The organism is Paenibacillus sp. J22FR83 (assembly GCF_059691955.1).
Genome location: NZ_JCAUAM010000011.1, coordinates 288,753 through 313,154, shown reverse-complemented (window position 1 = coordinate 313,154; position 24,402 = coordinate 288,753). Strand labels below are relative to the sequence as shown.

Genomic DNA, 24,402 nt, shown 5'->3' with positions numbered 1-24,402 from the left:
AATATTAAACCTCATAACCTATGATAGGATCGAATCGGCTTATATAACGGCTATCTGACACGGAGGCCAGTACTTTATTGCGTACATAAATCAATAGCGGATTCTCAAGTTGAACTACTCGCCCCATCGACCGAGACATCCGCACAATGCGGTTTACCCGAGTCATTCTCTCTTTCTCATAGGCTGAAAGTGCAGTAGGAACATCGGAATTTCGGAGGCATCTTGCTAGTACAATGGCATCTTCAATCGCCTGCGCACCACCCTGCCCCAAATTGGGCAGCATCGGATGTGCAGCATCGCCGAGGAGTGTCATCCTGCCTGAACTCCATCGTGGCAATGGGGGGCGGTCGACGATGTCGTGGGCCAGAATCGTTGATGGGTCCGTTGCTTCAATAGTAGACACGACGGGACTGTACCAATCATGGAATTGGCGAAGCAACTCAGATTGTCTCTCTTCTACCGGAGGCAGGCTTCCTTGCGGTGCATTAATGGCGGCAAACCAGAATACACGCCCTTTGCCGAGACTTGAGAGGCCGAAACGTCTTCCTGGTCCCAGTGCCTCGAAGCCCCCGCCATCAGTTACGCTGCGCAACTCCTCCTGTGTACATACGCCTCTTAGAGCGATATATCCCGAATAACGGACTGGGCTTTGCCCAAAAAGCCGTTCTCGTACAGCAGAGTGCAATCCGTCTGCACCAATAATGAGATCAGCCTCCTCCTGTGTACCGTCTTTGAAAATCGCAATGACGTCTCGATCACGCTGTTGCCCATCCATCCATTGTTGATTAGTGTGAATCGGTGTTGTCGCTGCTACGGCTTGTGCGAGAATTGCTTGCAAGTCAGCTCTATGAATGACATAACTTTGGGTTCCGTATAACGCCGCTTGTTTGGCGGCTGGGAGACTTGTAAGCAACGTACCGTCCCAAGACCGTATGTCGGCCTGAACAACAGGCGCCCCTACGTTCCGGACTGTTCCGCCAACGCCAAGTACATCGAGTGCTTTCATGGCGTTAGCTGCGAGCACGATGCCAGCACCGGCTTCCCGCAGTGAGGATGCTTTTTCGTACACCGATACTCGCCACCCTTGCTGGTGAAGTGCCAATGCGGTACATAATCCACCGATTCCCGCTCCTATGACAATCGCTTTTCGCTTCGAAAATGTCTCCACATGTGTATCCTCCAACTTCATTAGACATTCTTAGTCTCATAATAAACAATGTGAGAGCTGTTGACTACATTGGCAAACACAAAGTCTAATTGACAGCCTCTTCGTATTTGTAGTCATTTTTGTGCTAGATTCGGAATACTAGTTTAGGAGGGAGAAGAAGGGGGAGTATGCTATGCTCACGCTAAAATCATGGACGGGCTTGTTCCAACGGGGAGCGGCAAATACGGATATTTATCACACGGTTAAAGTGAGGGCACCTCGGGATTATTTTAATCGAGCTGATGCATTCTTGGAGGATATCGTCTATTCGTCTCAAGAGGAGTTAAGCGGAATTAACAAAACTTTCCTAGTTAAACTCTTATTTGATAATTTTATGGATCATGTGCGCAAGGGCAAGGATCTATACGCATACATCTTACAGCTTAGAAGCAAATTCGGAGCTATTGTGGCCAGTGCAAACACAAATGAGCAACGAAACGGGGGAACCCTACCTGGCTTTCAATGGGGGCTTTCCTTTCAGGAGGGGCAGACGGACAGTGCGGCTTATTTAACACTCAACGTTAGATTGCACCCAGCGGAGGCCAATCGGATGCGGGTATTTTTTGACGATATGAATTGGAAACATCATCAACCGCTTAATATGGAGTTGAACGAGTTATTGTCCCTGCTGTTTATTGAATTTATTACGGAACTTCGAAATGGATTCCCGGAGGAGACGAAGGAAGAGATTATAGCAGCTATTGAGCATAAATGGGGAGAGCAATAACCCGCTATCTCTATGCAATCAATTGACAGCAAGACATAATATTGATAGTTTTGAGAGATCGATAACTTAGAATTTGATAGGAGATGTTGATAATGTTAAAAGGGATACCTTCAATCCTCTCACCTGAACTTCTCAAAGTTTTGATGGAGATGGGGCATGGGGATGAAATTATATTGGCAGATGGGAACTTTCCCGCAGCCAGTCATGCGAACAGATTATTACGGTGTGATGGTCATGGGGTACCGGAATTACTGAAAGCGATATTATCGTTGTACCCATTGGATACGTACAGTGATCAACCTGTTGCACTTATGGCCGTCGTTCCTGGTGATACAGTGGCTACTCCGATCTGGGGCGAATATGAGGAGATCATCAGTGAACACGCAACACCAGCAATTGCGTATGTGGAACGGTTCGCTTTTTATGAGCGCGCAAAGAAAGCTTATGCCATCGTGGCGACGAGTGAAAAGGCGCTATATGCCAATATTATTTTGAAAAAAGGCGTAGTAATTGAATAAATTAAATTATCGATAACGCATACAAAGGCTTAACAAAGAACCCAAAGTTTAAACACTTATCAAAGTGTCTGGATTTTGGGTTCTAGTTATTGGTAGGCAAAACTGTTTTTGATTGGGCTAACTGTCCAAGCTGGACTCCTCGATCCAATGGATTCGCTTCGTAATGAGGTCGGCAAGTGACACCTCTGCGGCAGATAATTCATTTTGCAACTGCGAAACGACAGGACGAATTTTATTTATGGCTGATAGTGTTTGGTTCTGAGAATTAGTAATTCGTCCTTGAACCATCCAGTCTGCAATGAGGCCATCAAACCAATAATCCGCCATCTTCAGTGTGCCGCTGATATTAATCTCAATCTGAAAACTGCGATTCAAGTCGTTGAGTTCATCCCTGAAATTCTGGATATGGTGATTCGCCTCGTGAATAAACCGTTTGGCGTCATCTACATGCGAATGCTTTGCATGGGTACTAATCAAGCCTCCGCCGCCCCATAAGTCCCATTTCCCCCAATTTTCAGCTTTTTCCAAGCTATTGGATGCATCTGTCAGCGAAGCGAGTACAAGCTTGCCGGCCGTCAGTGCTTCTTGCAGCTCTTTGACCCTAAGCTTCTGATCGTCGATGTTATCGTCAATTCGTTCAAGTTCTCTTGATAAGAGAGGAGCGTTTAGAAGTGCGGATTCTTTCACAGCCATAAGTTTCTTATAGTCTTCTGCAGCACGTTGATAGTTAGCGAGGTCATCACCCACTTGAATCAAAGCGTTCTGTGCATCTAAAAGCGCCTGCTTGGCAGTTTCTAATTGAAGTGTAGCGGTGAGGACTTGTTGTCGTTCCAGTTCAAGTTGCTCCGTTTTACTGCGAAGAATCGTATGAAATAGATTAACTAGTGATACGCGCGTCAATTGCTCTACATCGGCCTGCTCGGATTCCAACTGTAACTCCAGCTGGCGTATGAGACGTTCCTGCTCATATACTCTAGACAGAAGATCTTCTCTTTTACGTTCTGCTTTGTGCAGACGAAACATCCGTTCTTTCGCTACCCTCAACTGAAGGTTTAGATTATCTGGCATCTTCATCCCTCGTTTCCCAGCATTTGTTAGTGCACACTTTTTCATTACGTACCGTAGCGGTAAGGGGTTTCGGAAATTTCTTGATATACAAAATGTGACTTCACTATGATATAATTCTTTCTTTGTACGATAGAGAGAGATAGATAGGAGAAATCATATGATTACCCAACAACTTTCACCACTTGTTCAGACACTTGATTTAAAACCGCACCCTGAGGGTGGATGGTACAAAGAACTATGGAAAGCTTCTTTCGAAATTCCAAAAGAAGTGCTTGATCCAGCATACTCGGGATCACGCTACGCAGCTACATCCATCTATTTCCTCCTGCATCCAGATGAATTTTCAGAATGGCATACTGTATTGTCCGACGAGCTATGGTTATGGCACTCTGGCAGTCCGATCGCGCTTACATTAGGAGGTACAAGTGAGCAGCCTAAAGCGACACAGGAAATTATCCTAGGTCCTGATGTGCTCAACGGTCAGCACCCACAGGCTCTTGTCCCGGCTCATGTTTGGCAGATGGCTCGACCACTTGGCGATGAACCGGTCTTGGTTTCTTGTGTAGTTGCACCAGGCTTCCATTATGATGACTTCAAATTAATTAAGAAATGATAGGCAAAAGATTTATTTTGCAGAGTGTCATGTAATTTGATATCTTGAAGTTATGAATTTTTCTAAGCGTAAAGCATACGCCGCTAGCTCTTTTTCAGAGCTGGCGGCGTTTTGTATTTTTATATAAGGGGATGGTAGACATGTCTCTCCAATCCACACATCCCACACAATAAACGTAATAAAACACATATTCACATCGATTGTTGTACAATAAAATGAAGTTATGGCAAGTAAATGAACGAGGTGGCAGCATGGTTAATATTTTGGTTGTAGATGATGAGCCGATGATTTGCAAAGGTGTTGCGACGATTTTGAAGCAGTCCAAGTTGGACATTAACGAGGTATTTATCGCGTATAACGGGTTTGAGGCGCTGGATTTTATACATTTGGAGAAAATAGATCTGGTCTTTACTGATATTCAGATGGAGAAAATGAATGGCATTGAATTGATCGAGAACATTTTCTTGGAGGACCCTTCGATTCCAATTGTGATTTTGTCGGCGCATGGTGAATTTGAGTATGCGCAGAAAGCGATCCGTTTTGGAGCAAAAGAATATTTGGTGAAACCGATTACGCCCCCGCATCTCATTTCGGTTGTGACCAAGCTTTTGAAGGAGAAAGAAGAGAAGGGTCAACGCTTCGCGAATTGGGAAGGTTCGCGGTCCCTGCCTGGCCACATGACGCATGAGACGAACTATTATTTGAATGAATTGGTGACGGGAACGATCCATGAGTCCGAGGTTCCTACTATAAAAGAAACATTGAATAATAGCATGAACGGCACGTATTTTAGTATGCTGACGATTAAATTATCTTTGGAACGTGGCGGCATTCATGATCAGGCAATTTTGACGTTAAAAGATCGCAGTTTATTGAAATACGCTGCATTGAACATTATGGAGGAAACGGCGAGCCAGTGGAGTCATCTTATTTTTAATAATCATAATTCCACCTTCACGTTACTGCTGCAAATTACGGAGGAAGAAAGCCGTGGCTCGATGCGCGTGAATCAGCTGTTGATGGTGGCACAAATGATTCATACAAATCTACTGAAATATTTGAATGTGAAGAGTCAAATCGGGATTAGTCGGATCCATGAGGGGATTATGCAGTGGCCCGTAATGTTTAAGGAAGCGCTGGAGAGCTTAACTTGCTGTGAAATGAACAAGGATCACTACATGTTCTATATTGAAGATAAAGAGAGCATTAATGCCAATCCCGACGTTACCATTGCAGGTGGGGATGAGGCCAATAACCGTATCGTGTATGAGGCTAAAGTGTATATCGAAGGGCATTTTTGTGATAAAGGGTTGAAGTTGCAAGACATAGCGGATGCGGTACATTTGAGTCCGAATTATTTGAGTTATTTGTTCAAAAAAGTGATGGGAACGAACATCTGGGACTACGTCACAAAGCTGCGAATGGAAGAAGGGAAGCGTCTGATCCTAACGACGGATAAGCGCCGCTATGAGATTTCGGAAGAAATCGGGTATGAATCTCCGGAACATTTTAGCAAAATTTTCAAAAAACATTTCGGCATCAATATCTCGGAAGTGAAGCAAACAGGTGCGTAACATTCGACATACTAAGCGTAATACCACACATCGCCCTAGCTTTGAACTCCCCTTATAATCAAAAATGTAGCAACGACAAGTGAATTGCGATTCGAAAGGGGAACCAAACATGAGAGCAAAGAAAGCGTCTTCAATGAGTGCGATTGCGTTAACGGTATTGATAGCGGGGTGCAGTTCCACCAACGGAACACCAAGTACAACGAGCCCTGCTCCAGCGGTAAAAGAATCGACGCCAGCTGCTGCGACAGCAACGCCCGCTCCTAAGAAAGTAACGATTACAGCTCAAAGTTTTAAAGCAGATCAAAAGGAAAAAAATGATCAATTGGATCAACGTATTGCCCGTTTCAAAACGAAATTCCCTACGGTAGATTTTAAAAAGGATGACTGGCAGTATAATCCACTTGAAATCGGGATCAAAATGGCTTCGAACAGTGCGCCAACGGAGTATACGACGTATGCAACAGAAGGGAAAGTGCTTGTAGACAAGAAATGGGTAGCGGATATTACTGATTCCATGAGTTCATGGTCCCATGCCAAGGATATGAACGATTTGCTTTCCAAGCCTTTTGTTGTTAACGGGAAAACATACGGTGTGCCGATTGATGGTTACGTCATGACGATCACGTTGAATAAAAAGTTGTTTAAAGATAAAGGTGTAGACTTACCTCCAATGGATTGGACATGGGATGATCTATTAGCCGCAGCGCGTAAAATCAATGATCCAGCCAAAGGGATCGCAGGCTTTATTCCTATGGGGAAAGGGCCGGAAGCGGGTTGGAACTGGACGAATTTCCTGTATGCCGCAGGTGGCGATGTACAGAAGCTTGATAATGGTAAAGTAGTCGGTGTGTTCAATTCGGACGCTGGTTTGCAAGCGCTTGAGTTCTACAAGAAACTGAAAGATGAGAATCTAATTCCACAGAACTGGGCACTTGGCTATGGCGATGCTTTGAATGCTTTTGCTCAGGGACGCGGAGCGATGGTGATGTGTGGAAGTGGTAACGCAGCGGATACAGCGATCAACGAAGGTGGCATCAGCAAGGATGATCTCGTCGTATATCCAATGCCTTCTTTCACCAAAGGTGGTAAACATACAGGCGTATTGGGTGGAAATTATCGTGTCATCAATCCGAAAAGCGATAAAGACCAGCAAGAAATGGCGTTCAAATGGATTACAGATGAGTACTTTACTGATGATTTCTTGAACTCCACGAAGAAAGAAATTGAAGATCGTAAAGGTAAGAACCGTGTGTACATTCCACAACCAATCAACTACTGGAAAGATTCTTCTGATTTCGGCAAAAAGTATACAGATCTACTTACGAAGTACGATAACGTATTTAAATACGATCCGCAATTGCTAGCTCTATGGGATGGTAAGCCAGAAGCGCAATACGAAGCACAAAAATACTACACCGAGATGGCGAATGTCATTCAAAAAGTATTTACGACGAAAGATGTGGATTTGAAGAAAGCACTGTCCGATGCCGCGACCAAAGTACAAACGGAAACGTTTGACAAAGTGAAGGTCGAATAGGTAAACCTAACTTATTTCTTCCCGCGGCCGCTTCATCAAGAGTGGCTGTGGGGAGAGGTTTTCTCACTATAAGGAGTGTTTAGGATGGAAGCAGAGTTGAATTCACAATCGTTCGAAGTAAGTAAGGTTTCTAAGAAGAAATTGAACTGGTATGTATGGGGGACGCTGTTTGTTTTACCAGAAATCATTTTATTTATCATTTTTCTTTGGGTGCCGATTTTCAAAGGGATTTTCTATAGCTTCTACAATGTGGATTTCGTGGATGGCAACCATTTCACTGGTTTAGCAAATTATGCGAGTATTCTGAAGGATGATCTGCTTTGGATTTCAATTAAGAATACATTGATTTATATGGCTTTGGGTATCATTCTTGGCTTCTGGATCCCGCCGCTTGTGGCCATCGCGGTCTCAGAGCTTCGTCGGTTTCAAGGAGCAGCCCGTATCATCAGCTATTTACCTAGCGCTGTGCCTGCCATTGTGTTATATGGTATGTGGATGTGGTTCTTTGATGCGGTTGGTCCAATTAATAGTCTGTTACAAAAGTTTGGCATAGCGCAGGTTTCGTTCTTCAGTCCGAAATTAGCGATGGCTTCGATTGTTATTCTGGAGACGTGGCAAAGCTTCGGAGCAGCTACGTTGATTTATATTGCAGCTATCGTGGGAATTCCGAAGGATTTATATGAAGCCGCTGAAATCGATGGTGCCAGTGTGTGGCAGCGTGTGCGCTATATTATTTTGCCTAGCATCCGAACTTTAATGGGTTTATTGCTAATTCTCCAATTGATCACGACATCACAAGGCTTCCAAGCACAATTATCCATGACCGACGGCGGACCGAATAATGCGACATTGACCTATTTATTATGGCTTAACCACACGGCATTCCGCGATCTCGAATTCGGCAAAGCCAGTGCAATGGGCAGTTTGATGTTCTTCGTACTCATTGGAATGACCATCCTTTACAACGTCATGCAGCGTAGGAGTGAGAAGGCATGAGGCAAGACGAACGAGGATTAATTTCCAGGCATGATTTTAAGAAGGGTTCTGTCAAAGTCGGTTACAGCCTGATGGTGCTGCTGATTCTGTCGATCGCGGTAACGACCATCTATCCGTTTCTGAATACTTTTTTCGGATCGTTGAAAACACGGGAGGAGTTTTTCACCTTTCCACCTACCTTTTTCCCGAAGCATTGGATTTGGAAAAATTATGACGATGCATTCAATAGTTTTGATCTTCCGTTGTTGACATTTCTAAAAAATACCATTGTCATTTACATCGGTAATGTCGTGTGCTCTTTGTTGTTTATTGGGCTTGCGGCGTACGCCTTATCTCATTTGAAAGTCCCCTTCAAGCGATGGGTAACGCTATTCTTCTTCTCCACGCTGTTGATTCCACCAGCAACCTATATCGTACCTAACTTTTTGAATTTGAAAAGTTTGGGGATGATCAACACCTACTGGGCGTTCTGGCTGCCCGCGGCAGCGAATGCTTATTTCATGCTGCTGCTCAAAAATTTCTTCGATGGCATTCACAAGGAAGTCTTGGAAGCTGCGCGTATCGATGGGGCAAGTGAATTCAGATCTTTCATTCGGATTGCAGTTCCTCTGTCTACGCCAATTATTGGCACCTTGCTCATGCTGTCATTCTCTACCACCTGGAACGATTTCTACTGGCCGAACATTGTGATGACGGATAAAAGCATGTACCCGCTGGCTACTGGTATTTACCGCTATGTGGTGTATTATAACTCGGTGATCCCATGGAGTGTACGCTTTGCGGTATTGACCATGGCGATGCTGCCTCCGGTACTTTTCTTCTTGATCTTCCAGAAGTTTATGATTCGTGGCTTATCAGTATCCAGTGTCAAAGGATAGGGAGAAGCGCCCTTCAGAATGCGAATTCTGAAGGCGTTTTCTTTGCGTTTAAAGGAGTTTCTTTCTAGCATAGCGAACGTACTGATAGCCCAGCTAACCGCGGTGCTGCATGTGGCAGCAGGATGGAAAGGTTGTTGAAAGGATGGTAAGAGGGATGCGCAAAATGCTGCAAAATATGAAGCTGATGAAAAAGTTGATCCTGCTGCTTATCGTCTTCGTTGTGATTCCAACGCTGGTGTTGGATTTGGTTGTTGCTAAGAAACTTGAATCCATTACGGAGGAACAAGTAGGAACTGCACTGCTACAATTAGTTCGGGGGAGTCATTTGACTCTAGACCGGGAGAGCAGTGATTTTGAGGAAAAAACGGAAAAAATCATGATTTCGCAAGAAATCCAACAATTAGTAAGCGTCCCTTCATCATCGGAATATGAGCGATTTGAGATTTTCAAAGCGCTAGATAAATATTTAAACAACTATTCAACGAATGCTGTTCGATACTCACTCTTTTTCTCAGATAAGGATAAATTGTATTCTTTCGTACCCAATTCAGACCTGTTGAATAACGGGGTATTCTATTCGGCGGATATGACGGATCTTTCGTGGTATAAAGCGGTGGGCAATGCGAAAGGCAGAGGAATTATTCGCGTCATTGATAAATTCGGATATAATCCCAATAACACGCAAACTGTAGCTTACTTAAGGCAGTTAAACAGTATTTATAACGGTGAAACAGTTATCGGCTACTTGGTCGTATCAGGCATTGAGACGCCGTTGCAGATGGATTTTGTTCCTTTTGATAAGTATAAAGACGCGCAAATTCTGTTGTTAGATCCCGATCATACGGTGCTAGCGACGAATAGCGAAGCTTTCGGTATTGGTTCGAAAATGGGTGTACCCGAAGGCAAAGTAGAAGGGGTCTATAAGCAAATTGAGGACGGCAATGAGATCATGTCAGTCATTCATACGAGTGAAATTACGGGGACCAAGCTGCTGATGCGTGTTCCAGTTCAGTCGATTATTATCGACCATATCAGTGTTCAACGATTAGTTGATTGGATCATGTTGATTTATTTTTTTATTTTGATTTTGGCAAGTATGTATTTCATTCAATCGATTTTAAAGCCTATTTCTAGACTAGCTCGAATCACGAATTCGTATCATCCAGGTAAACCTTTGGCCATCAACATGCATGCAGAGAGTAAAAATGAGATTGTGCTGTTGAGCAATCATTTCATTCGCATGACGAATCGATTAAATCAGACGATATATGATCAATATGAGCTTGAACTCAAGCACAAGGAAGTTGAATTGTCGATATTGCATACACAAATCAATCCGCATCTTCTGTATAACACGTTGGAATCCGTTTACTGGCATACGTTAATGGAAGGAGCGTCGGAATCAGCAGAAATGATTAAGGATTTGTCGCTTATTATGCGAATTGGGCTGAGTAAGGGGAAGTTGCTCATTCCTGTGATGGAAGAAATCAATCATGCAGAGGCGTATGTGAGGCTCCAATTGTTCCGCTATGAGTATGCGTTCAAGGCGTATTGGGAAATCGAGGAGGAGGCCAAACGTTATCTAATGCCTAAGGTGCTCCTGCAGCCCATTATTGAGAATGCGATTCTCCATGGGATCAAGAATATGAGTCATGAGGGAGAGCTTTGGATCAAGGTGAAGCATACCGATGGCAAACTGATTATTAGTGTAGAAGACAACGGCTATCGCCTTCCGGATATCGGGATGCTGAATGCCATTTTACAAGGGAAAGAGAGCAATAAGGGATTTGGTATTATTAATGTGCAAAAGCGAATCCAGCTGCATTTCGGGAAAGGATTCGGCTTGCAGTATGCGTTGCGGGAGGATCAAGGGGTACGGGCTTGGATTGAAATTCCTCCTGTGCTGGATGAGACGGATTTGAAATAGGTATGTGGGGGCGCTTATATGAATTGAACAAAGGCAAAAAACGCAACCGTCCCATAGGACAGTTGCGTTTTTAAGCATCAACGTTCTTTACACCGTAGGGTTACCGCGGCTTATCTTCTCAATACAAAACCGTTGCTGGTGCGTGTTAGCGCTATTGTTGTCATAGACGAGTCGATTAGGGTTCGTCTATCCACACCTGTGGAAATGACTTGTAAGTTAATTTTGTGGAAAGGAAGAGGATTCACCAGGTGAATCTAAACCTTCTCTCACATCAATATAATGATCAATCGAATCTAGAATCTGACTAAGCGGCGATTGAGCAAATATAATGTGATCCGCGTGAATAGCGTTATAGGTGCTGTTATCTTTGTTAATTTTGAATCCTCTATAATTCTCGTAAATTGTTTTCATGTGCTTCTCTCCTTCGCTAGGATGTATATAATAAAATACCATCTATTGGATAAGTTTGGTAGAGGTGTAAAATAAGAGATTCTGTCAGTTTATGAATGTTTCAATGAATTTCGTATTAATAAACTGATTTTGAGAAGATAATAGCTAGCAAAGATGGTTTTGCTATTCTGTTCTTTTTTATGTTACAGTTATATGGAGGTGATTACAAGTGTTAAAATTAAGTATTTTGGATCAATCGCAAATTGGAGAAGGTCGCAATGCCGCGCAGACGTTGGCTGAAACGACTGAACTTGCGCAAGAAGCAGATCGCATTGGCTATAGTCGATTCTGGGTATCGGAGCATCATGCATCACAAGCATTGGCGCATTCAAGTCCAGAGGTTCTGATCGCCCATTTAGCTGCCAAAACTGAACGCATCCGTCTAGGTTCTGGCGGCATCATGATGCCGCATTACAGCGCGTATAAAGTTGCTGAGAACTTCAGACTACTCGAAGCGCTGCATCCTGGGCGCATTGATGTTGGGTTAGGTCGTGCGCCAGGGGGCATGCCGATATCCACGCGAGCACTGCAAGAGGGTAAATATACTAGCGTTGATTCATACCCGCAGCAAATCGCTGATTTGACGGGTTATTTATATGATTCACTTCCAGCGGGGCACAGGTTCGCGTCGCTGCATGCATCACCGGTCATTCCGACGGCGCCGGAAATTTGGCTGCTCGGCTCTTCCTATGACAGTGCAAGAATTGCTGCTGACCAGGGGGCTGCTTTCGGCTTCGCGCAATTTTTTGGGAACGCGGATTGTGAGCAGGCACTGCGTATTTATCGCGAGCATTTCACACCGTCGATCTTGAATGAGAAGCCACACTCCTTAGCAGCGGTGTTGGTTATTTGTGCGGATACGGAAGAGGAAGCGAATCAACTTGCACTTAGCACAGATTTGTTCTTCTTGTCTTTAGGTCGCGGCATGCTGCTTCCGTCCTTCCCTTCAGTGAATACGGCACTCAATTATCCATATACCGAGAATGACTATGCGATGATTCGTAATGGTCGCCATAGACGTATCGTTGGCACGCCGAAGCAGGTAAAGGAACAGATCTTGAAGTTAAATGAAGCTTATCAAGCGGATGAAATCATGGTTGTTTCACCGATTCATAACATCGAAGCGCGATTGCATTCGTATCGCTTGCTAGCGAAGGCGTTCGATCTATAGTTGTAGTTCTCCCGTCGCACGATCACCAAATTGACCATCCCAGCTTCACTCATGGACATTAACTGGAAAAAGTACAGCTATTTTCACCCAATTTGCTTGAAAATATGAAATAACTGGCTTTTATGTTGCTAATTTCAGCGATTTTTTCTGTTTTCAACCGTTCGATAAAGATTAGATGTAGATTTTCCAGTTGTTTTCATTAATCAGCAATTTTGCATGAAATTAGCTGCATATTTTCCATTTAGTTTGCAGATTGAGTGGTGGAAGTTAGGTGTCACGCATGACTAACCAGCACTATTCTGAAATCCGCATTTGCGTTTTTGAGGAACTGCCATTACACTTAAACAAAAAACGTGGAGTGGTGGCATGAGTAAGAATCGCGTATGGAACAAGGGAAAGCGGAATGGTGGAGGCGGGCCTGCGCCTGGCACAGGGTACAAAGAGAAGCTTGCCGCAGAGCAATCTTTCAAAGCGGAAGTGATTGATTTATCGAATCCGATTAATCAAGTGAAACGCATGAGCCGCGAGAACTGGGTAGAACGTCCAACTCGTCCCGCTCGCGCGCAGCAGCCGAATAAGTAATCAGCAAGACAAGCCTAACGAACCTCCTTGTAGGGAGATTGCGAAGGCTTTTTTTATTGCCATAATTCTCATTAGCTAGTCAAAAAAGCGACTTTTTCCGCCGTATACGCCATATAAATGGAAAATGTGCCGAAGGTGAAGTTGTGATGTACCAAGCGGATAAGGTTCGACAAAAGGAGGCCATGCACCATGCGATCCGTCTTGAAGCTAGAAATCGAGGAAGCGAAGGTGATGATTGCTGCTGGTATTCAAGCTGCTAAGGAAGCTCAGGCGGCAGAAACGATTTGTATCGTTGACGATGGCGGTTATTTAGTAGCCTTAGAGAGAATGAATGGGGCGCGCAACACGAGCCCTGAGCTAGCCATGGCGAAAGCTTTTACGGCAAGTGGACATAGACGTTCGACGCACCTATTTAATCAGCCTGGCGGGCCAGCGACAATCCATGGGGAAGCATTTGGCATTCATGCAATGATGCCGGGGAAGTTTGCGATTTTCGTAGGTGGTTTTCCCATCGTGGTTAACGGTCAAGTCATTGGCGGAGTTGGGGTAAGCGGAGGGGCAGGCGAAGAGGATATTGCGGTTGGCGTCGCGACCTTGAAGGCGCTGCAGCGGCATTTAGGCGACCAATTCGAAGTGCTTACCGATGCGGATATCAAAAAGTGAGAAGGGGAGCAACTGCAAGCTAAAATGCGTCTCAACTGCTCTATAAAGAAAACCCCGACATCTCTCGCGGAGACAATTCGGGGTTATTTCTTTGCAGCTCTTCTTATAGAAGGCTTCTAACATAAGAGAACGCTTCTTCAATCGTGTGATCTTCAAGACGTTCTAATGAAATGTCGACACCTGGCTTATGCGAGTGAAGCTTGGCCAAGAAGGAGGCTGTCTCGAATATGCCTGTACCGGACGGGATTTCATTCTTTTGCCCATTGTTCACAACATAATCCTTCAAATGGGTCAGTACAATTCGGTTGCCAAAAGTTGCGAAGGCGTGATCCAAGAAAGCTTCTTGATCCCTTGGCTCCACCACAGTCGGCGGAATTAAATTGACTGGATCGAAAACGACACCTAACGTGCTGGAAGGCACTTCTTCCAGGATGCGAGCCATTTTCTCTGTGCTGGACAACGTGTGTGTGAATACCGGCTCTAATCCGATATGGACGCCCCAACGCTCGGCTTCTTCGGCTAATTCCTCGACCGTTTGTTTCAGGATGGACCATCCTTTGGCTTCATACCCATTAGCATCTTCCCCGAGATACGTCGTTAAATCACCCGTTTCGGTTGCTACAATGGATGTTCCGAAATCACGAGCATACCGCAGATGCTCTTTGAATCTATCGATTTCATAACGACGCTGCTGCGGGTCGGGATGTATCGGATTGATGTAACAGCCAAGCACGCCAATCCGCACATCAGCGCGATGAAATTGCTCGCCAATATGATTGGCGAGAGCCGGGCTTAATTTCCCAAGACTTAGATCATAATCGCTAATGGCTTTGCTAAGAGCTAATTGAACAAAATCGATACCTCGTCCGCTTAACTTCGCGGTCAATTCCTTCAAGGGCAGGTGGCCTACGGTATGAGCGAGTGTCCCGATGCCCATCTATCTAGCCATCCAGCCGCCGTCCACGCAAAGCACGTGTCCGTTCATATAATCGGATGCGCTCGAAGACAAGAAAACAACAGGACCTTTCAAATCTTCTGGTGAACCCCAACGACCTGCAGGAATACGCTCAGTAATAGAAGCTGTACGCTTCTCATCTTTGAGAATAGGCGCTGTGTTATTCGTTGTCATATAACCTGGGGCAATGGCATTGATTTGAACGCCTTTCCCAGCCCACTCGTTCGCCAATGCTTTCGTCACACCTGCAATTGCATGCTTACTTGCAGTGTAACCTGGCACGTTGATGCCACCTTGATAGGTCAGCATGGAAGCGATATTCACGATTTTCCCGCTGCCGCGTTCGATCATATGACGTCCAATCAGCTGGCATAGGAAGAATGCCGAGTTCAAGTTCAGGTCAATCACATCGTGCCAATCTTGACGCGCATGGTCAACTGCTGGTGTACGGCGGATAATACCCGCATTATTCACGAGGATATCAATACTGCCGTAGATACCAATCGCTTTAGCAACGACATCTTCCAGGATGTCTTCATTGCTTAAATCAGCTGCGATAAGCTCAGCTTTGCCGCCTAAAGCGCGAATCGCTTCAACAGTTTGAACACTCTCAGAAGAAGATACCGCGATTACATTCGCGCCAGCCTCTGCAAGTCCGATCGCCATGGCTTGGCCAAGGCCGCCTGATGCACCTGTAACGAATGCTGTTTTGCCTGATAGATTAAAAAGTGTCATGACATACTCCTTTTCCCAAAAAAGAAATGTATAGGTTTCAACCTTGCAATTTGCACTTAAAGTGTTTCAATCCCAATGCCCGTTTCGCGGAACTGCTGTGCCGTTTCCTCACTCAACCCGCTATCGGTTAGAATCATGGACACATCCGAAAGGGATGCGAATGTTCGTAAGGCACACTGTCCGAATTTGAAATGATCGATAACCCCATACACGGTTGCGCTGGAGCTGATCAAGGCACGTTTATACTCAACGAGATCATTCGTATAAATCGTAAAGCCATGAAGCAAATGCACGCCAGTGGCAGAAATAAACGATTTCTGAATGTTAAGGCCACGCACATAGTCCACAGCTTCGGGACCGGCAAGCATGTTGCGCAGACGATAACCGCCGGGCACGACAAGCCGAATTTCATCCTTATGGACAAGCTCGGAGATGATATATAGATCATTAGTTACAACAGTAAGCGGCTGATTATCCAGCCGCCTAGCAATTTCAAGTGTTGTCGAGCCGCCATCCAGTGCGATGATATCGCGAGGCTGGATGTATCGGAGTGCGAGAGAGGCAATCTCCGATTTTTTGTCCGCATGCTTGATATTCGGTTCTTTCGCAGAGAGAATGCCTAACTGATCGCTTTGAGCTAGCATAGCCCCGCCATGAATGCGGATAAGCAGCCCCTTTTCTTCCAGTTTGGCCAGATCCTCGCGAATGGTTTTTCCTGTTACTTCTAGACGTTCGCTCAGCTCATTCACAGTGACTTCTTTCTGAGCGAGCAGAACTTCCATGATCGTTTCATATCTGCGTAAAGGATTCACCTTAGTTTCATCCGTTCTTCTAATGGGATTACCGATTATTTCAAATCTTGCATAGCTACTGCGTCCATATCGTTGAACATTTGATTCTCGCCCGCCATACCCCAAATGAATGTGTAGTTGTTCGTACCCACGCCGCTGTGAATGGACCAGCTAGGTGAGATAACAGCTTGCTCATTGCGCATAACAACGTGACGCGTTTGTTGCGGCTCGCCCATCATGTGGAAGACAACGGCATCTTCTGGCATATCGAAGTAGAAGTAAACCTCGGAACGACGGTTGTGTGTATGTGAAGGCATTGTATTCCACATGTTACCTGGTTTTAGTAGTGTCATCCCCATAACGAGTTGACAGCTTTGAACGCCGTCCAAGTGGATGTATTTATAAATCGTACGCTCATTCGACGTGTTGATGCTGCCCAGGTGAGCAGGTGTCGCTTCGCTGATCGCAACTTTAACAGTTGGGTACGTAGTGTGCGCTGGTGTGGAGTTGAAGTAGAACTTCGCTGGGTTCGCTGCGTCGTCGCTTGCGAAGGAAATTTCTTTGGAACCTAGACCGATATAAATACAATCTTTGGAATCCATTGTATATGCAGTACCATCGACAGTGATTGTTCCTCTAGCACCAACATTGATAATACCGATCTCGCGGCGCTCTAAGAAGTAGTCAGCAGCCATTTCTTTGCGATCAGCTTCTAATTGAAGCGTTTCTGTTGTTGGCAGAACGCCACCAATAATGAAACGGTCAACGTGTGAGTATACTAATGTCACTTGGTTTTCAGTAAATAGGGATTGAATTTGAAATTCTGCTTGCAAGCGTTCAGTATCAAATTGTTTAACTTCATTCGGGTGGGATGCATAACGAATGTCCATGAGTTAATCTCTCCTTAGAAATGGTTTATTTATGTTGATATACGTTCATATAGGTTTAATTTACTCCATAAGGCAGACGAAAGCAAGATGATCTTACGAAGAGTTTCAAAAAAAGCCAATGTGGTGAATAAAGACTAAACGAATTGCACAAAACAATCAAACGAGTGGACATTTGGGAAAGAAGGTGTGTTCCAATGGATAAAAGTCACTATTTCGATCGTGTATGCAATGATACAATTCCAACTCAACCTGAAGAGGAAGATACGACTCCAACGGATATGATTAGCGAGGCTGTGGCAGAAATCGTAGATAATTTGCGCCATTCATTCTCGGACGACGATGACAATGAAGGAAATGAGCGAGAATAAATACCAATTGATTTGAAGATAAAATCCCTTCCTCGCGAAGGGATTTTATTTTCACGTACAGGGGAGTACAATGTCAGTAAGAACGGATGCAAAGGAGTTCCCAATGCCACAATCGACTCGATTATTTCCCGCTTTGTTGCCGGATTCCCCCTGTCATCCACAGGTGGTAGCTTATTATTTTAAACAATGGCAAGGTTTTCATATGTCCTTTCACCGTCATGATGCAACAGAAATTATGTATACGATACAAGGATTTTGTGAGATAGAGATACAGCTTTCCTCAACACGAACTGAACGAGTTAGGTTGAAAAAAGGGGAGTTCATCCTCCTCAATGCAAATGTTTCTCATCGTCTTATTGTTGAAGATGAGGAGCCGTGTCGCATGCTCAATGTAGAATTTCGCCTAACTCCACATCAAGGCGTGATGCCTTCCTTGCAACGACTTGCTGCGAACGAGCAACAATTGAACTCTTTATTGGAGGCTCAGACCGCTTACTTAGTGCTGCGTGATCCTGATGAGGTTTATCATGTGATGAAAAGTTTGGTGCTCGAGCTAGATAAACCGGTTGACAAGAGTGAGTCGATGATTCAACTATTGATCGCGCAACTATTGATTCGTATAGCGCGTTTAAGACGTGAATCTGCCAATAGCAGTGTGGCACAGAGCGAATGGTATGTGAAGAAAAGCATGGATTATATGCACCAGAATTATGATCGTGAGATTCAAGTGAAAGAAATAGCGGGAGCTGTGAACTTACACCCAGGCTACTTACAACGAGTATTCAAAACGGTAACAGGACAAACCCTAATGACGTACCTAACGGAAATCAGGATGGAAAAAGCACAAATGCTGTTGCTCGAAACAGACATTCCGATCGCCGATATTTCGGATTACATTGGCGTGGGCAGTCGACAGTATTTTCATATGCTGTTCAAGGCGCACACGAATGTAACGCCTACAGAGTACCGGAATTCAATGAATACACACAAACATATGTATACCGAAGGAAGTTAGAATTTTTGACAAATGGAGAACGAACAGGTTAGAAATTTGATAACGTTTTCTCTCTATGGCTTGATACAATGTGAGCATAGTCGAAGTGATAGAGAGGGCGATAAATATGGCATTTAAAGTGGCATTCATAGGCGCAGGAAGTATTGGGTTCACACGAGGACTGCTTCGAGATTTATTAGCTGTACCGGAATTCCACAAAATTCAAGTTGCTTTTACAGACATTAATCCACACAATTTAGAGATGGTGACTGAGCTATGTCAACGTGATATCCATGAGAATGGTTTATCGATTGAGATCCAAGCGACAACGGATCGCAGGGAAGCGTTAGAAGGGGCCAAGTATGTGCTTTGTACTATACGCGTAGGTGGTCTAGAGGCTTTTGCAACAGATGTAGACATTCCCTTGAAATATGGTGTGGATCAATGCGTAGGGGATACATTATGTGCAGGTGGCATCATGTACGGTCAACGCGGCATTTCCGAAATGCTTCGCATTTGCCAAGATATCCGCGAAGTCGCTGCACCCGATGTTACATTGTTAAATTACGCCAACCCCATGGCCATGTTAACATGGGCCTGCAATACATATGGCGGTGTTCGCACCATAGGTCTTTGCCACGGCGTACAGCACGGCCATCATCAAATTGCAAATGTGTATGGCTTGGATAAGAAAGATGTGGATATTATCTGCGCTGGCATTAATCATCAAACTTGGTATATCCAAGCTTCCCATGAGGGGAAAGATTTGACGGCAGGCCTATTAGAAGCCTTTGAAAATCACGCTGAGTATGCACGAACAGAGAAGGTTCGCATTGATATGCTGCGGCGCTTTGGTTACTACAGTACGGAGTCCAATGGCCATCTGAGCGAATATGTTCCTTGGTATCGGAAACGTGCAAGCGAAATTGGAGATTGGATTGATATGGGATCCTGGATTAACGGTGAAACAGGTGGATACTTACGTGTGTGCACCGAGGGTCGAAGTTGGTTCGAAACGGATTTCCCGAATTGGATGAAGGATCCGGCATATGTTTATGCGAGCGAGAAGCGAAGTGAAGAACATGGCTCCTACATTATCGAAGGACTAGAAACAGGACGGGTCTACCGTGGGCATTTTAATTTGGTCAACAGGGGTGTGATTTCGAATTTACCCCATGATGCGGTTATTGAAGCGCCAGGCTATGTCGATCGCAACGGTATTTCCATGCCGCATGTCGGTGAACTGCCCTTGGGACCAGCGGCGGTGTGTAATGTCTCCGTTTCTGTTCAACGCTTATCTGTAGAGGCTGCAGTTCATGGGGATGATATGCTGCTGCGTCAAGCCTTTATGATGGATCCACTCGTAGGAGCTGTCTGCAATCCGAAGGAAATTTGGCAAATGGTGGATGAGATGCTAGTTGCCCAAGAGGCGTGGTTGCCGCAGTATAGTGCCGCGATAGCTGAAGCCAAACAGCGTCTTGCTGCGGGCAACCTCATTCCGACACGTGATTATGAAGGAGCTGCTCGTGTGAAGGTGAAAACGGTCGCTGATATGCAGCAGGATCGTGAAGCAGCGAATAAGAATGCAGGTGAAGCAGACAAAGGGAAGGATCGAGCGTCGACAACAGCCTAATGTTCGTTTGTTTTCAAGTATGTTCATTTGGGTGCTTTTCGGGTATAATCGGTGTGTAAGTGAAGGACTGCTTGCGGTCCTTCTTTTTTCATTTCTTTTGTGGATGGAAGCGTTGTATAACGAAAGGAGAAAGTCAGATGTCTAATATTGGCGTATGGGAAGCTGCAGAACCAGGCGTGACTCGCTGCATTTTGAAAGCAGAAGTAGGTTTAATGATGATGGAGGTTCACTTCGAACCTGGTGCTGTAGGTTATCAGCATAGTCATGTTCACGAGCAAATGTCATATTGTTTAAAAGGTAAAATTGAATTCACCATCGACGGCGTTGTTACGGTTATCGAGCAGGGCCAAACGATTTATATACCAAGTGGGGCTAAACATGGGGTTACCGCATTGGAGGACTCCGCACTTCTAGATGTATTTACACCGATTCGCGAAGATTTGGTCAAAAGATAACCAGTTGCAGAAAGGGCTGAACCATATGCAAAACAGCGGTAAATTTGCTTGGACATGGACGATTCGTGAAGAAGATCTTGAGGAATACGTGAAGATGCACTTAGCTCCTTGGCCAGAGATTATGGAAGAACATAGTAAAGCAGGATTCCGAGATTACTCCATCTTTCAAAATGGCGCGCAATTCTTCTATGTATTCCTGTGTGATGATGTAGAAGCTGCATTTGCTTATCTTGCAGAGAGTGATGCATGTAATCGGTGGAATGCCATAACGTCCAAAATGGTTGTTGGTTCCTTCGATTTCCGTGAAGCTGTCCCAATTACGCCGATGCGTGAGGTTTTCTATCTCAAATAAATGATAGATCGAGCAAGGATGCCTAGAGATGACTCTAGCATCCTTGTTTCATTTTCCGACTATTTACCAGAGCTGGAATAGCGTGGTTCTTAGGGAATAGAAAGTTACTTGAAGTGCTACTAGGATTGGGATAGTATGAATAACAGAGCGATTTTTATTGAGAGGGACGTGGGAAATGAATAACCTCAACTTAACGTTATTATTGAAGGCATCACGATTTCGGGTTATTCCAGTTATGGTTATTCCTGTTGTTTTGGGTGGATTAGGAGCTATTGTATGGAACGATACATTCCATCCTGTTCTTTTTATTCTAACCTTTATTGGATCCATTGCGGCGCACTTATTCTCGAATATGATCAATGATTTATGGGATTTTCGGAATGGCATTGATACGGCAGCCAGAGAAACTGCTTCAACGATTTCGACGAATTCAGGGTTCCTAGCCAATGGTACGATACCTGAGCGAACGTTTAGTTTTTTGACATGGTCACTCTTTGCTATTGCACTTATTTGCGGTCTGATCCTAAGTATTAGCAGCGGCTGGCTCGTTCTTGTATTCGGTGGTTTAGGTGCTTTGATTGCCTATTTCTACGTGGCTCCGCCTATTAAATTTGGTTACCGCGGCAAGGGATATAGTGAGATTGCTATCTTGCTTTCATTTGGTGTTCTACCAACATTAGGCAGTTATTACGTGCAGACTATGCAGGTAGATTATCGGCCTATTTTGCTTTCTTTGCCAATCGGCTTGTTGACTACCTTAATTTTATTTAACCATCATTTCCTTCACTGGAAAGCAGATCAAAGTGCGGGCAAGCGAACGTTAGTCGTTGTCTGGGGCGAGAAGCGAGCACTCGTATTCTCCAAATGTTTATTTGTGTTGTCGTATCTGAGTTTGATCGTGTGCGTAATGATGGACGTATTCCCTTACTATACCCTATTAACATTAGTGACAGCCGTGCCATTTTACCGGGTATACGGTAGTTTGAAGTCAGAGAATCCATCACCAGCTTATCTTCCTTTAATGGGCGCATCGCTCAAAGCAACAACTAGGGGCGGCTTAATCATGATGTTGGCCTTGGTCGTACAAGCTATTATTCAATAATCTATCACAACAAAGTGAGGTCATACGAGATGAGCAAACAATGGACAATTGGTGATTTTCACACGATCTTATCTGAAGGCGAAGTTTGGAAAATAGGTGGATTCCCCATGCCGGATGGCTCCTTCTGGGAATTCAGAGAACCGAATGCGACGATTATTGTTCGTAATGGCATTCTATATGCACGTGCGACGCTTAGCCGCAAAAATGACTATGTACAGTTCCTAGATAACGCCAAGCATATGTATTATTCGGCTCAAGAGGTTGAAGTACCTGAAGAAGGAGAAATTTCCTTCGAGCTTCAGATCCGTGCGCGCACGCAGAACACAGAGCCGAATGATTTATATGATGGCTTCGTTTCCTTGAATTTGCTTGATTTTACAACAGGAGCTGCGCTAGATTTCTTTGCGGGCAATGATAAATATGCGAGTGTGTATGCGGTGCTTCCATTCCCTGGTGTACAAGTGCCGGAGACGGACAAAACGCGATTCTTCTGTATTTTCAAAGAGGAAACGAATTTCCAACCACGTGAATTCAATACGTACCGAATTACGTATCACCGCGGTAACGACGAAGTCATTTTCTACGTGAATGGTGTGGAAGTACGCCGCGAAAAGAATGTACCGATCAAATTCAATCGCTTCACAGTTGCCTTAGGCATGATGACTGAGAAGGACTTGACACCCCAAGGTAGTGCCTCCTTACATGGACAGACGATTATCGCTGAGTGGTCGCCTGTAACGGTTACAGTAACGGAATAAGAAGAATACTGATGAGTCCGAACTTCATCCATGAAGTCGGGCTCTTTTTTGCATGCGCCTGCACGCTCCTGCCTATGGGTGAATACACTGGAGTACTCAGCGATTAGGCTTCTTAGGAGGTACAGGTATGCGGAAATACACAGTCAAACAGGACCCTCGCGATTTTCGTGATTTCACATACAGGAGTGTCAATTATATTCGGGAATCACAATTGCCGAAGCATATCGATTTGCGAAGCAAACTCTCTCCGATAGTCAATCAAGGATCTCTGGGTTCATGTACCTCGAATGCCATTGTAAGTGGACTGCGAGAGTTCTGGCTGCGCTCTGAGGGAGAGAACCCGACGCGGTTATCACGTCTATTCCATTACTGGCATGAGCGTGAGCTCGAGAATACCATTGACCAAGATGCAGGGGCTACTATCCGCGATGGGCTCAAAGTCCTTCAGAAAACAGGCGTGTGCCCAGAGGAAGTATGGCCCTATGAGATTGCAAATTTTCGCAACACACCGAATTATGAAGCGGAAACACTTGCTAGATATTATCGGATTGACAGCTATCATCGCATTCATGATTTGGCTGGGATGAAGGCTTCGCTCGCGGATGGATCGCCTGTGGTATTTGGTATATGGCTATACGCCTCATTCGAGAATAAGACAGCATCTACAACGGGTAAGATTCCCTATCCCAATCGGAAGAAGGAAAGACTTCTTGGCGGTCATGCGCTGCTTGCTGTCGGCTATAAGGATGGTAAGGAGAAAGGAAAAGGTGTTATTATTGCTCGAAACTCATGGGGAACCGCGTGGGGAGATGCAGGTTATTGCTACATTCCTTATTCCTTTTTTAGAAATAAAGCACTGACCTTTGATTACTGGACTGGCAAATAAATGTGTTTGATTAGAGGAGGCCTATTGGAATGATGAGTGTGGAAGATGCGAACAAAATAATAGCTTTCTTATCTGCTGCCTATTTCGCGACCTCAGATCCGGAAGCACAGAAGGAATTTAATCGACTAGCGAATGAAGTGAGAAAAGCATCAGGACAGCCGCTGCAATGAGTGTAACAGGTGGAGTAACAATGAAACGAGGGACGGCGCTCATGCCAAAAGACCGATTGAAATTGCTCATTGTCATCTTATTCGTATTGCTTATCCTATTTCTTTCTTTATTCATATGAAAAAGAAAAAACATCCGCTGCGTAGACTTCGCAACGGATGTTTGGCGTTCAGAAGCCTTTGTATTGCGGCTCTTCACTTTCTAATTGCTGAACCCGACCCGCAACTTGATCAACGATTTGCTGCGTGGATTGGGCGGCGGCTTCATACAATTGCTTTGCCTCTTGATTTTGTGTGCTTAGGGCGAAAGTTTCAAGGCTGGCTTGGGCACTTTTCAAAGATGCCAAGGTGGTTTTAACTTGTGCTGCTACGGTCATATCGTAAACACTCCTCATTCTTAATCAT

At 44.7% G+C, this 24,402-nt stretch carries 28 protein-coding genes; 20 read left to right on the top strand and 8 right to left on the bottom strand.

The window, feature by feature from the left end:
* Window positions 1-4: 4 nt before the first annotated feature.
* Entirely contained in the window at window positions 5-1,168 is a 1,164-nt protein-coding gene (locus tag AC58PV_RS21340; RefSeq protein WP_497434410.1) for an FAD-dependent monooxygenase, read from the bottom strand.
* Window positions 1,169-1,340: 172 nt separating this feature from the next.
* On the opposite strand from AC58PV_RS21340, the gene AC58PV_RS21335 reads away from it, so the two are divergent.
* On the top strand, window positions 1,341-1,934 hold the full coding sequence (locus tag AC58PV_RS21335) for a hypothetical protein (protein WP_497434409.1): 594 nt from the start codon (window positions 1,341-1,343) through the stop codon (window positions 1,932-1,934).
* 92 nt (window positions 1,935-2,026) lie between these two features.
* Complete coding sequence (fucU, locus tag AC58PV_RS21330) at window positions 2,027-2,452, top strand: L-fucose mutarotase (protein ID WP_497434408.1); 426 nt, start codon at window positions 2,027-2,029, stop codon at window positions 2,450-2,452.
* A 117-nt stretch (window positions 2,453-2,569) separates the two neighbouring features.
* Here fucU and AC58PV_RS21325 read toward each other — a convergent pair whose 3' ends face one another.
* The gene (locus AC58PV_RS21325) at window positions 2,570-3,520 is read right to left on the bottom strand and encodes a hypothetical protein (protein ID WP_497434406.1); all 951 of its coding nucleotides are present in this window, start codon (window positions 3,518-3,520) and stop codon (window positions 2,570-2,572) included.
* A 160-nt stretch (window positions 3,521-3,680) separates the two neighbouring features.
* Between AC58PV_RS21325 and AC58PV_RS21320 the strand changes: the two genes are divergently transcribed.
* From AC58PV_RS21320 to AC58PV_RS21295, 6 genes are all read left to right on the top strand, one after another.
* Window positions 3,681-4,133, top strand: a complete 453-nt coding sequence (locus tag AC58PV_RS21320) for a cupin domain-containing protein (RefSeq protein ID WP_497434440.1) — start codon at window positions 3,681-3,683, stop codon at window positions 4,131-4,133.
* A gap of 251 nt (window positions 4,134-4,384) precedes the next feature.
* Window positions 4,385-5,707: a response regulator transcription factor gene (locus AC58PV_RS21315; protein WP_497434405.1), complete on the top strand. Its 1,323-nt coding sequence runs from the start codon at window positions 4,385-4,387 to the stop codon at window positions 5,705-5,707.
* Between the two features lie 109 nt (window positions 5,708-5,816).
* Entirely contained in the window at window positions 5,817-7,244 is a 1,428-nt protein-coding gene (locus tag AC58PV_RS21310) for an ABC transporter substrate-binding protein (protein WP_497434404.1), read from the top strand.
* 84 nt (window positions 7,245-7,328) lie between these two features.
* Complete coding sequence (locus tag AC58PV_RS21305; protein WP_497434403.1) at window positions 7,329-8,240, top strand: carbohydrate ABC transporter permease; 912 nt, start codon at window positions 7,329-7,331, stop codon at window positions 8,238-8,240.
* A complete protein-coding gene (locus AC58PV_RS21300) occupies window positions 8,237-9,118 on the top strand; it encodes a carbohydrate ABC transporter permease (protein WP_497434401.1) in 882 nt (293 codons plus the stop codon). The genes AC58PV_RS21305 and AC58PV_RS21300 overlap by 4 nt, the downstream gene beginning before the upstream one ends.
* A 154-nt stretch (window positions 9,119-9,272) precedes the next feature.
* The gene (locus AC58PV_RS21295) at window positions 9,273-11,045 is read left to right on the top strand and encodes a sensor histidine kinase (protein ID WP_497434400.1); all 1,773 of its coding nucleotides are present in this window, start codon (window positions 9,273-9,275) and stop codon (window positions 11,043-11,045) included.
* 216 nt (window positions 11,046-11,261) lie between these two features.
* On the opposite strand, the gene AC58PV_RS21290 is transcribed toward AC58PV_RS21295, so the two are convergent.
* A complete protein-coding gene (locus AC58PV_RS21290; RefSeq protein WP_497434399.1) occupies window positions 11,262-11,456 on the bottom strand; it encodes a hypothetical protein in 195 nt (64 codons plus the stop codon).
* A gap of 208 nt (window positions 11,457-11,664) precedes the next feature.
* Between AC58PV_RS21290 and AC58PV_RS21285 the strand changes: the two genes are divergently transcribed.
* The 3 genes from AC58PV_RS21285 to AC58PV_RS21275 all read left to right on the top strand — a co-directional run bounded on the left by AC58PV_RS21285 (window position 11,665) and on the right by AC58PV_RS21275 (window position 13,911).
* Window positions 11,665-12,666, top strand: coding sequence for an LLM class flavin-dependent oxidoreductase (locus AC58PV_RS21285; RefSeq protein ID WP_497434398.1), 1,002 nt, complete (start codon window positions 11,665-11,667; stop codon window positions 12,664-12,666).
* A gap of 366 nt (window positions 12,667-13,032) precedes the next feature.
* Window positions 13,033-13,248: a hypothetical protein gene (locus AC58PV_RS21280; protein WP_497434397.1), complete on the top strand. Its 216-nt coding sequence runs from the start codon at window positions 13,033-13,035 to the stop codon at window positions 13,246-13,248.
* A gap of 189 nt (window positions 13,249-13,437) precedes the next feature.
* Complete coding sequence (locus AC58PV_RS21275; protein WP_497434395.1) at window positions 13,438-13,911, top strand: GlcG/HbpS family heme-binding protein; 474 nt, start codon at window positions 13,438-13,440, stop codon at window positions 13,909-13,911.
* 103 nt (window positions 13,912-14,014) lie between these two features.
* Here the strand turns inward: AC58PV_RS21275 and AC58PV_RS21270 are convergent, their stop codons facing one another.
* From AC58PV_RS21270 to kduI, 4 genes are read right to left on the bottom strand one after another with little or no spacing between them, the layout of a single operon-like run.
* Window positions 14,015-14,848, bottom strand: coding sequence for a sugar phosphate isomerase/epimerase family protein (locus AC58PV_RS21270; protein ID WP_497434394.1), 834 nt, complete (start codon window positions 14,846-14,848; stop codon window positions 14,015-14,017).
* Window positions 14,849-15,601: a 2-dehydro-3-deoxy-D-gluconate 5-dehydrogenase KduD gene (kduD, locus tag AC58PV_RS21265; RefSeq protein ID WP_497434393.1), complete on the bottom strand. Its 753-nt coding sequence runs from the start codon at window positions 15,599-15,601 to the stop codon at window positions 14,849-14,851. It lies immediately after the preceding gene.
* A 56-nt stretch (window positions 15,602-15,657) separates the two neighbouring features.
* Window positions 15,658-16,413, bottom strand: a complete 756-nt coding sequence (locus AC58PV_RS21260; protein WP_497434392.1) for a DeoR/GlpR family DNA-binding transcription regulator — start codon at window positions 16,411-16,413, stop codon at window positions 15,658-15,660.
* Between the two features lie 35 nt (window positions 16,414-16,448).
* Window positions 16,449-17,282, bottom strand: coding sequence for a 5-dehydro-4-deoxy-D-glucuronate isomerase (kduI, locus tag AC58PV_RS21255; protein ID WP_057314461.1), 834 nt, complete (start codon window positions 17,280-17,282; stop codon window positions 16,449-16,451).
* Between the two features lie 194 nt (window positions 17,283-17,476).
* On the opposite strand from kduI, the gene AC58PV_RS21250 reads away from it, so the two are divergent.
* The 9 genes from AC58PV_RS21250 (at window position 17,477) to AC58PV_RS21210 (ending at window position 24,000) form a co-directional block, all read left to right on the top strand.
* Complete coding sequence (locus tag AC58PV_RS21250; protein WP_497434391.1) at window positions 17,477-17,650, top strand: hypothetical protein; 174 nt, start codon at window positions 17,477-17,479, stop codon at window positions 17,648-17,650.
* 103 nt (window positions 17,651-17,753) lie between these two features.
* On the top strand, window positions 17,754-18,665 hold the full coding sequence (locus AC58PV_RS21245) for a helix-turn-helix domain-containing protein (protein ID WP_497434389.1): 912 nt from the start codon (window positions 17,754-17,756) through the stop codon (window positions 18,663-18,665).
* A gap of 106 nt (window positions 18,666-18,771) precedes the next feature.
* A complete protein-coding gene (locus tag AC58PV_RS21240; RefSeq protein ID WP_497434388.1) occupies window positions 18,772-20,277 on the top strand; it encodes an alpha-glucosidase/alpha-galactosidase in 1,506 nt (501 codons plus the stop codon).
* Window positions 20,278-20,414: 137 nt separating this feature from the next.
* A complete protein-coding gene (locus tag AC58PV_RS21235) occupies window positions 20,415-20,732 on the top strand; it encodes a cupin domain-containing protein (protein ID WP_497434386.1) in 318 nt (105 codons plus the stop codon).
* 25 nt (window positions 20,733-20,757) lie between these two features.
* Window positions 20,758-21,084, top strand: coding sequence for an L-rhamnose mutarotase (locus tag AC58PV_RS21230; RefSeq protein ID WP_068670946.1), 327 nt, complete (start codon window positions 20,758-20,760; stop codon window positions 21,082-21,084).
* A gap of 175 nt (window positions 21,085-21,259) precedes the next feature.
* Complete coding sequence (locus AC58PV_RS21225) at window positions 21,260-22,186, top strand: prenyltransferase (RefSeq protein ID WP_497434385.1); 927 nt, start codon at window positions 21,260-21,262, stop codon at window positions 22,184-22,186.
* 29 nt (window positions 22,187-22,215) lie between these two features.
* On the top strand, window positions 22,216-22,944 hold the full coding sequence (locus tag AC58PV_RS21220) for a DUF6081 family protein (RefSeq protein WP_497434384.1): 729 nt from the start codon (window positions 22,216-22,218) through the stop codon (window positions 22,942-22,944).
* A 127-nt stretch (window positions 22,945-23,071) separates the two neighbouring features.
* On the top strand, window positions 23,072-23,830 hold the full coding sequence (locus tag AC58PV_RS21215) for a C1 family peptidase (protein WP_497434382.1): 759 nt from the start codon (window positions 23,072-23,074) through the stop codon (window positions 23,828-23,830).
* Window positions 23,831-23,859: 29 nt separating this feature from the next.
* Window positions 23,860-24,000: an N-acetylmuramoyl-L-alanine amidase gene (locus AC58PV_RS21210; protein ID WP_497434381.1), complete on the top strand. Its 141-nt coding sequence runs from the start codon at window positions 23,860-23,862 to the stop codon at window positions 23,998-24,000.
* A gap of 167 nt (window positions 24,001-24,167) precedes the next feature.
* Here AC58PV_RS21210 and AC58PV_RS21205 read toward each other — a convergent pair whose 3' ends face one another.
* Complete coding sequence (locus tag AC58PV_RS21205) at window positions 24,168-24,374, bottom strand: DUF1657 domain-containing protein (RefSeq protein WP_497434380.1); 207 nt, start codon at window positions 24,372-24,374, stop codon at window positions 24,168-24,170.
* Window positions 24,375-24,402 lie beyond the last annotated feature (28 nt).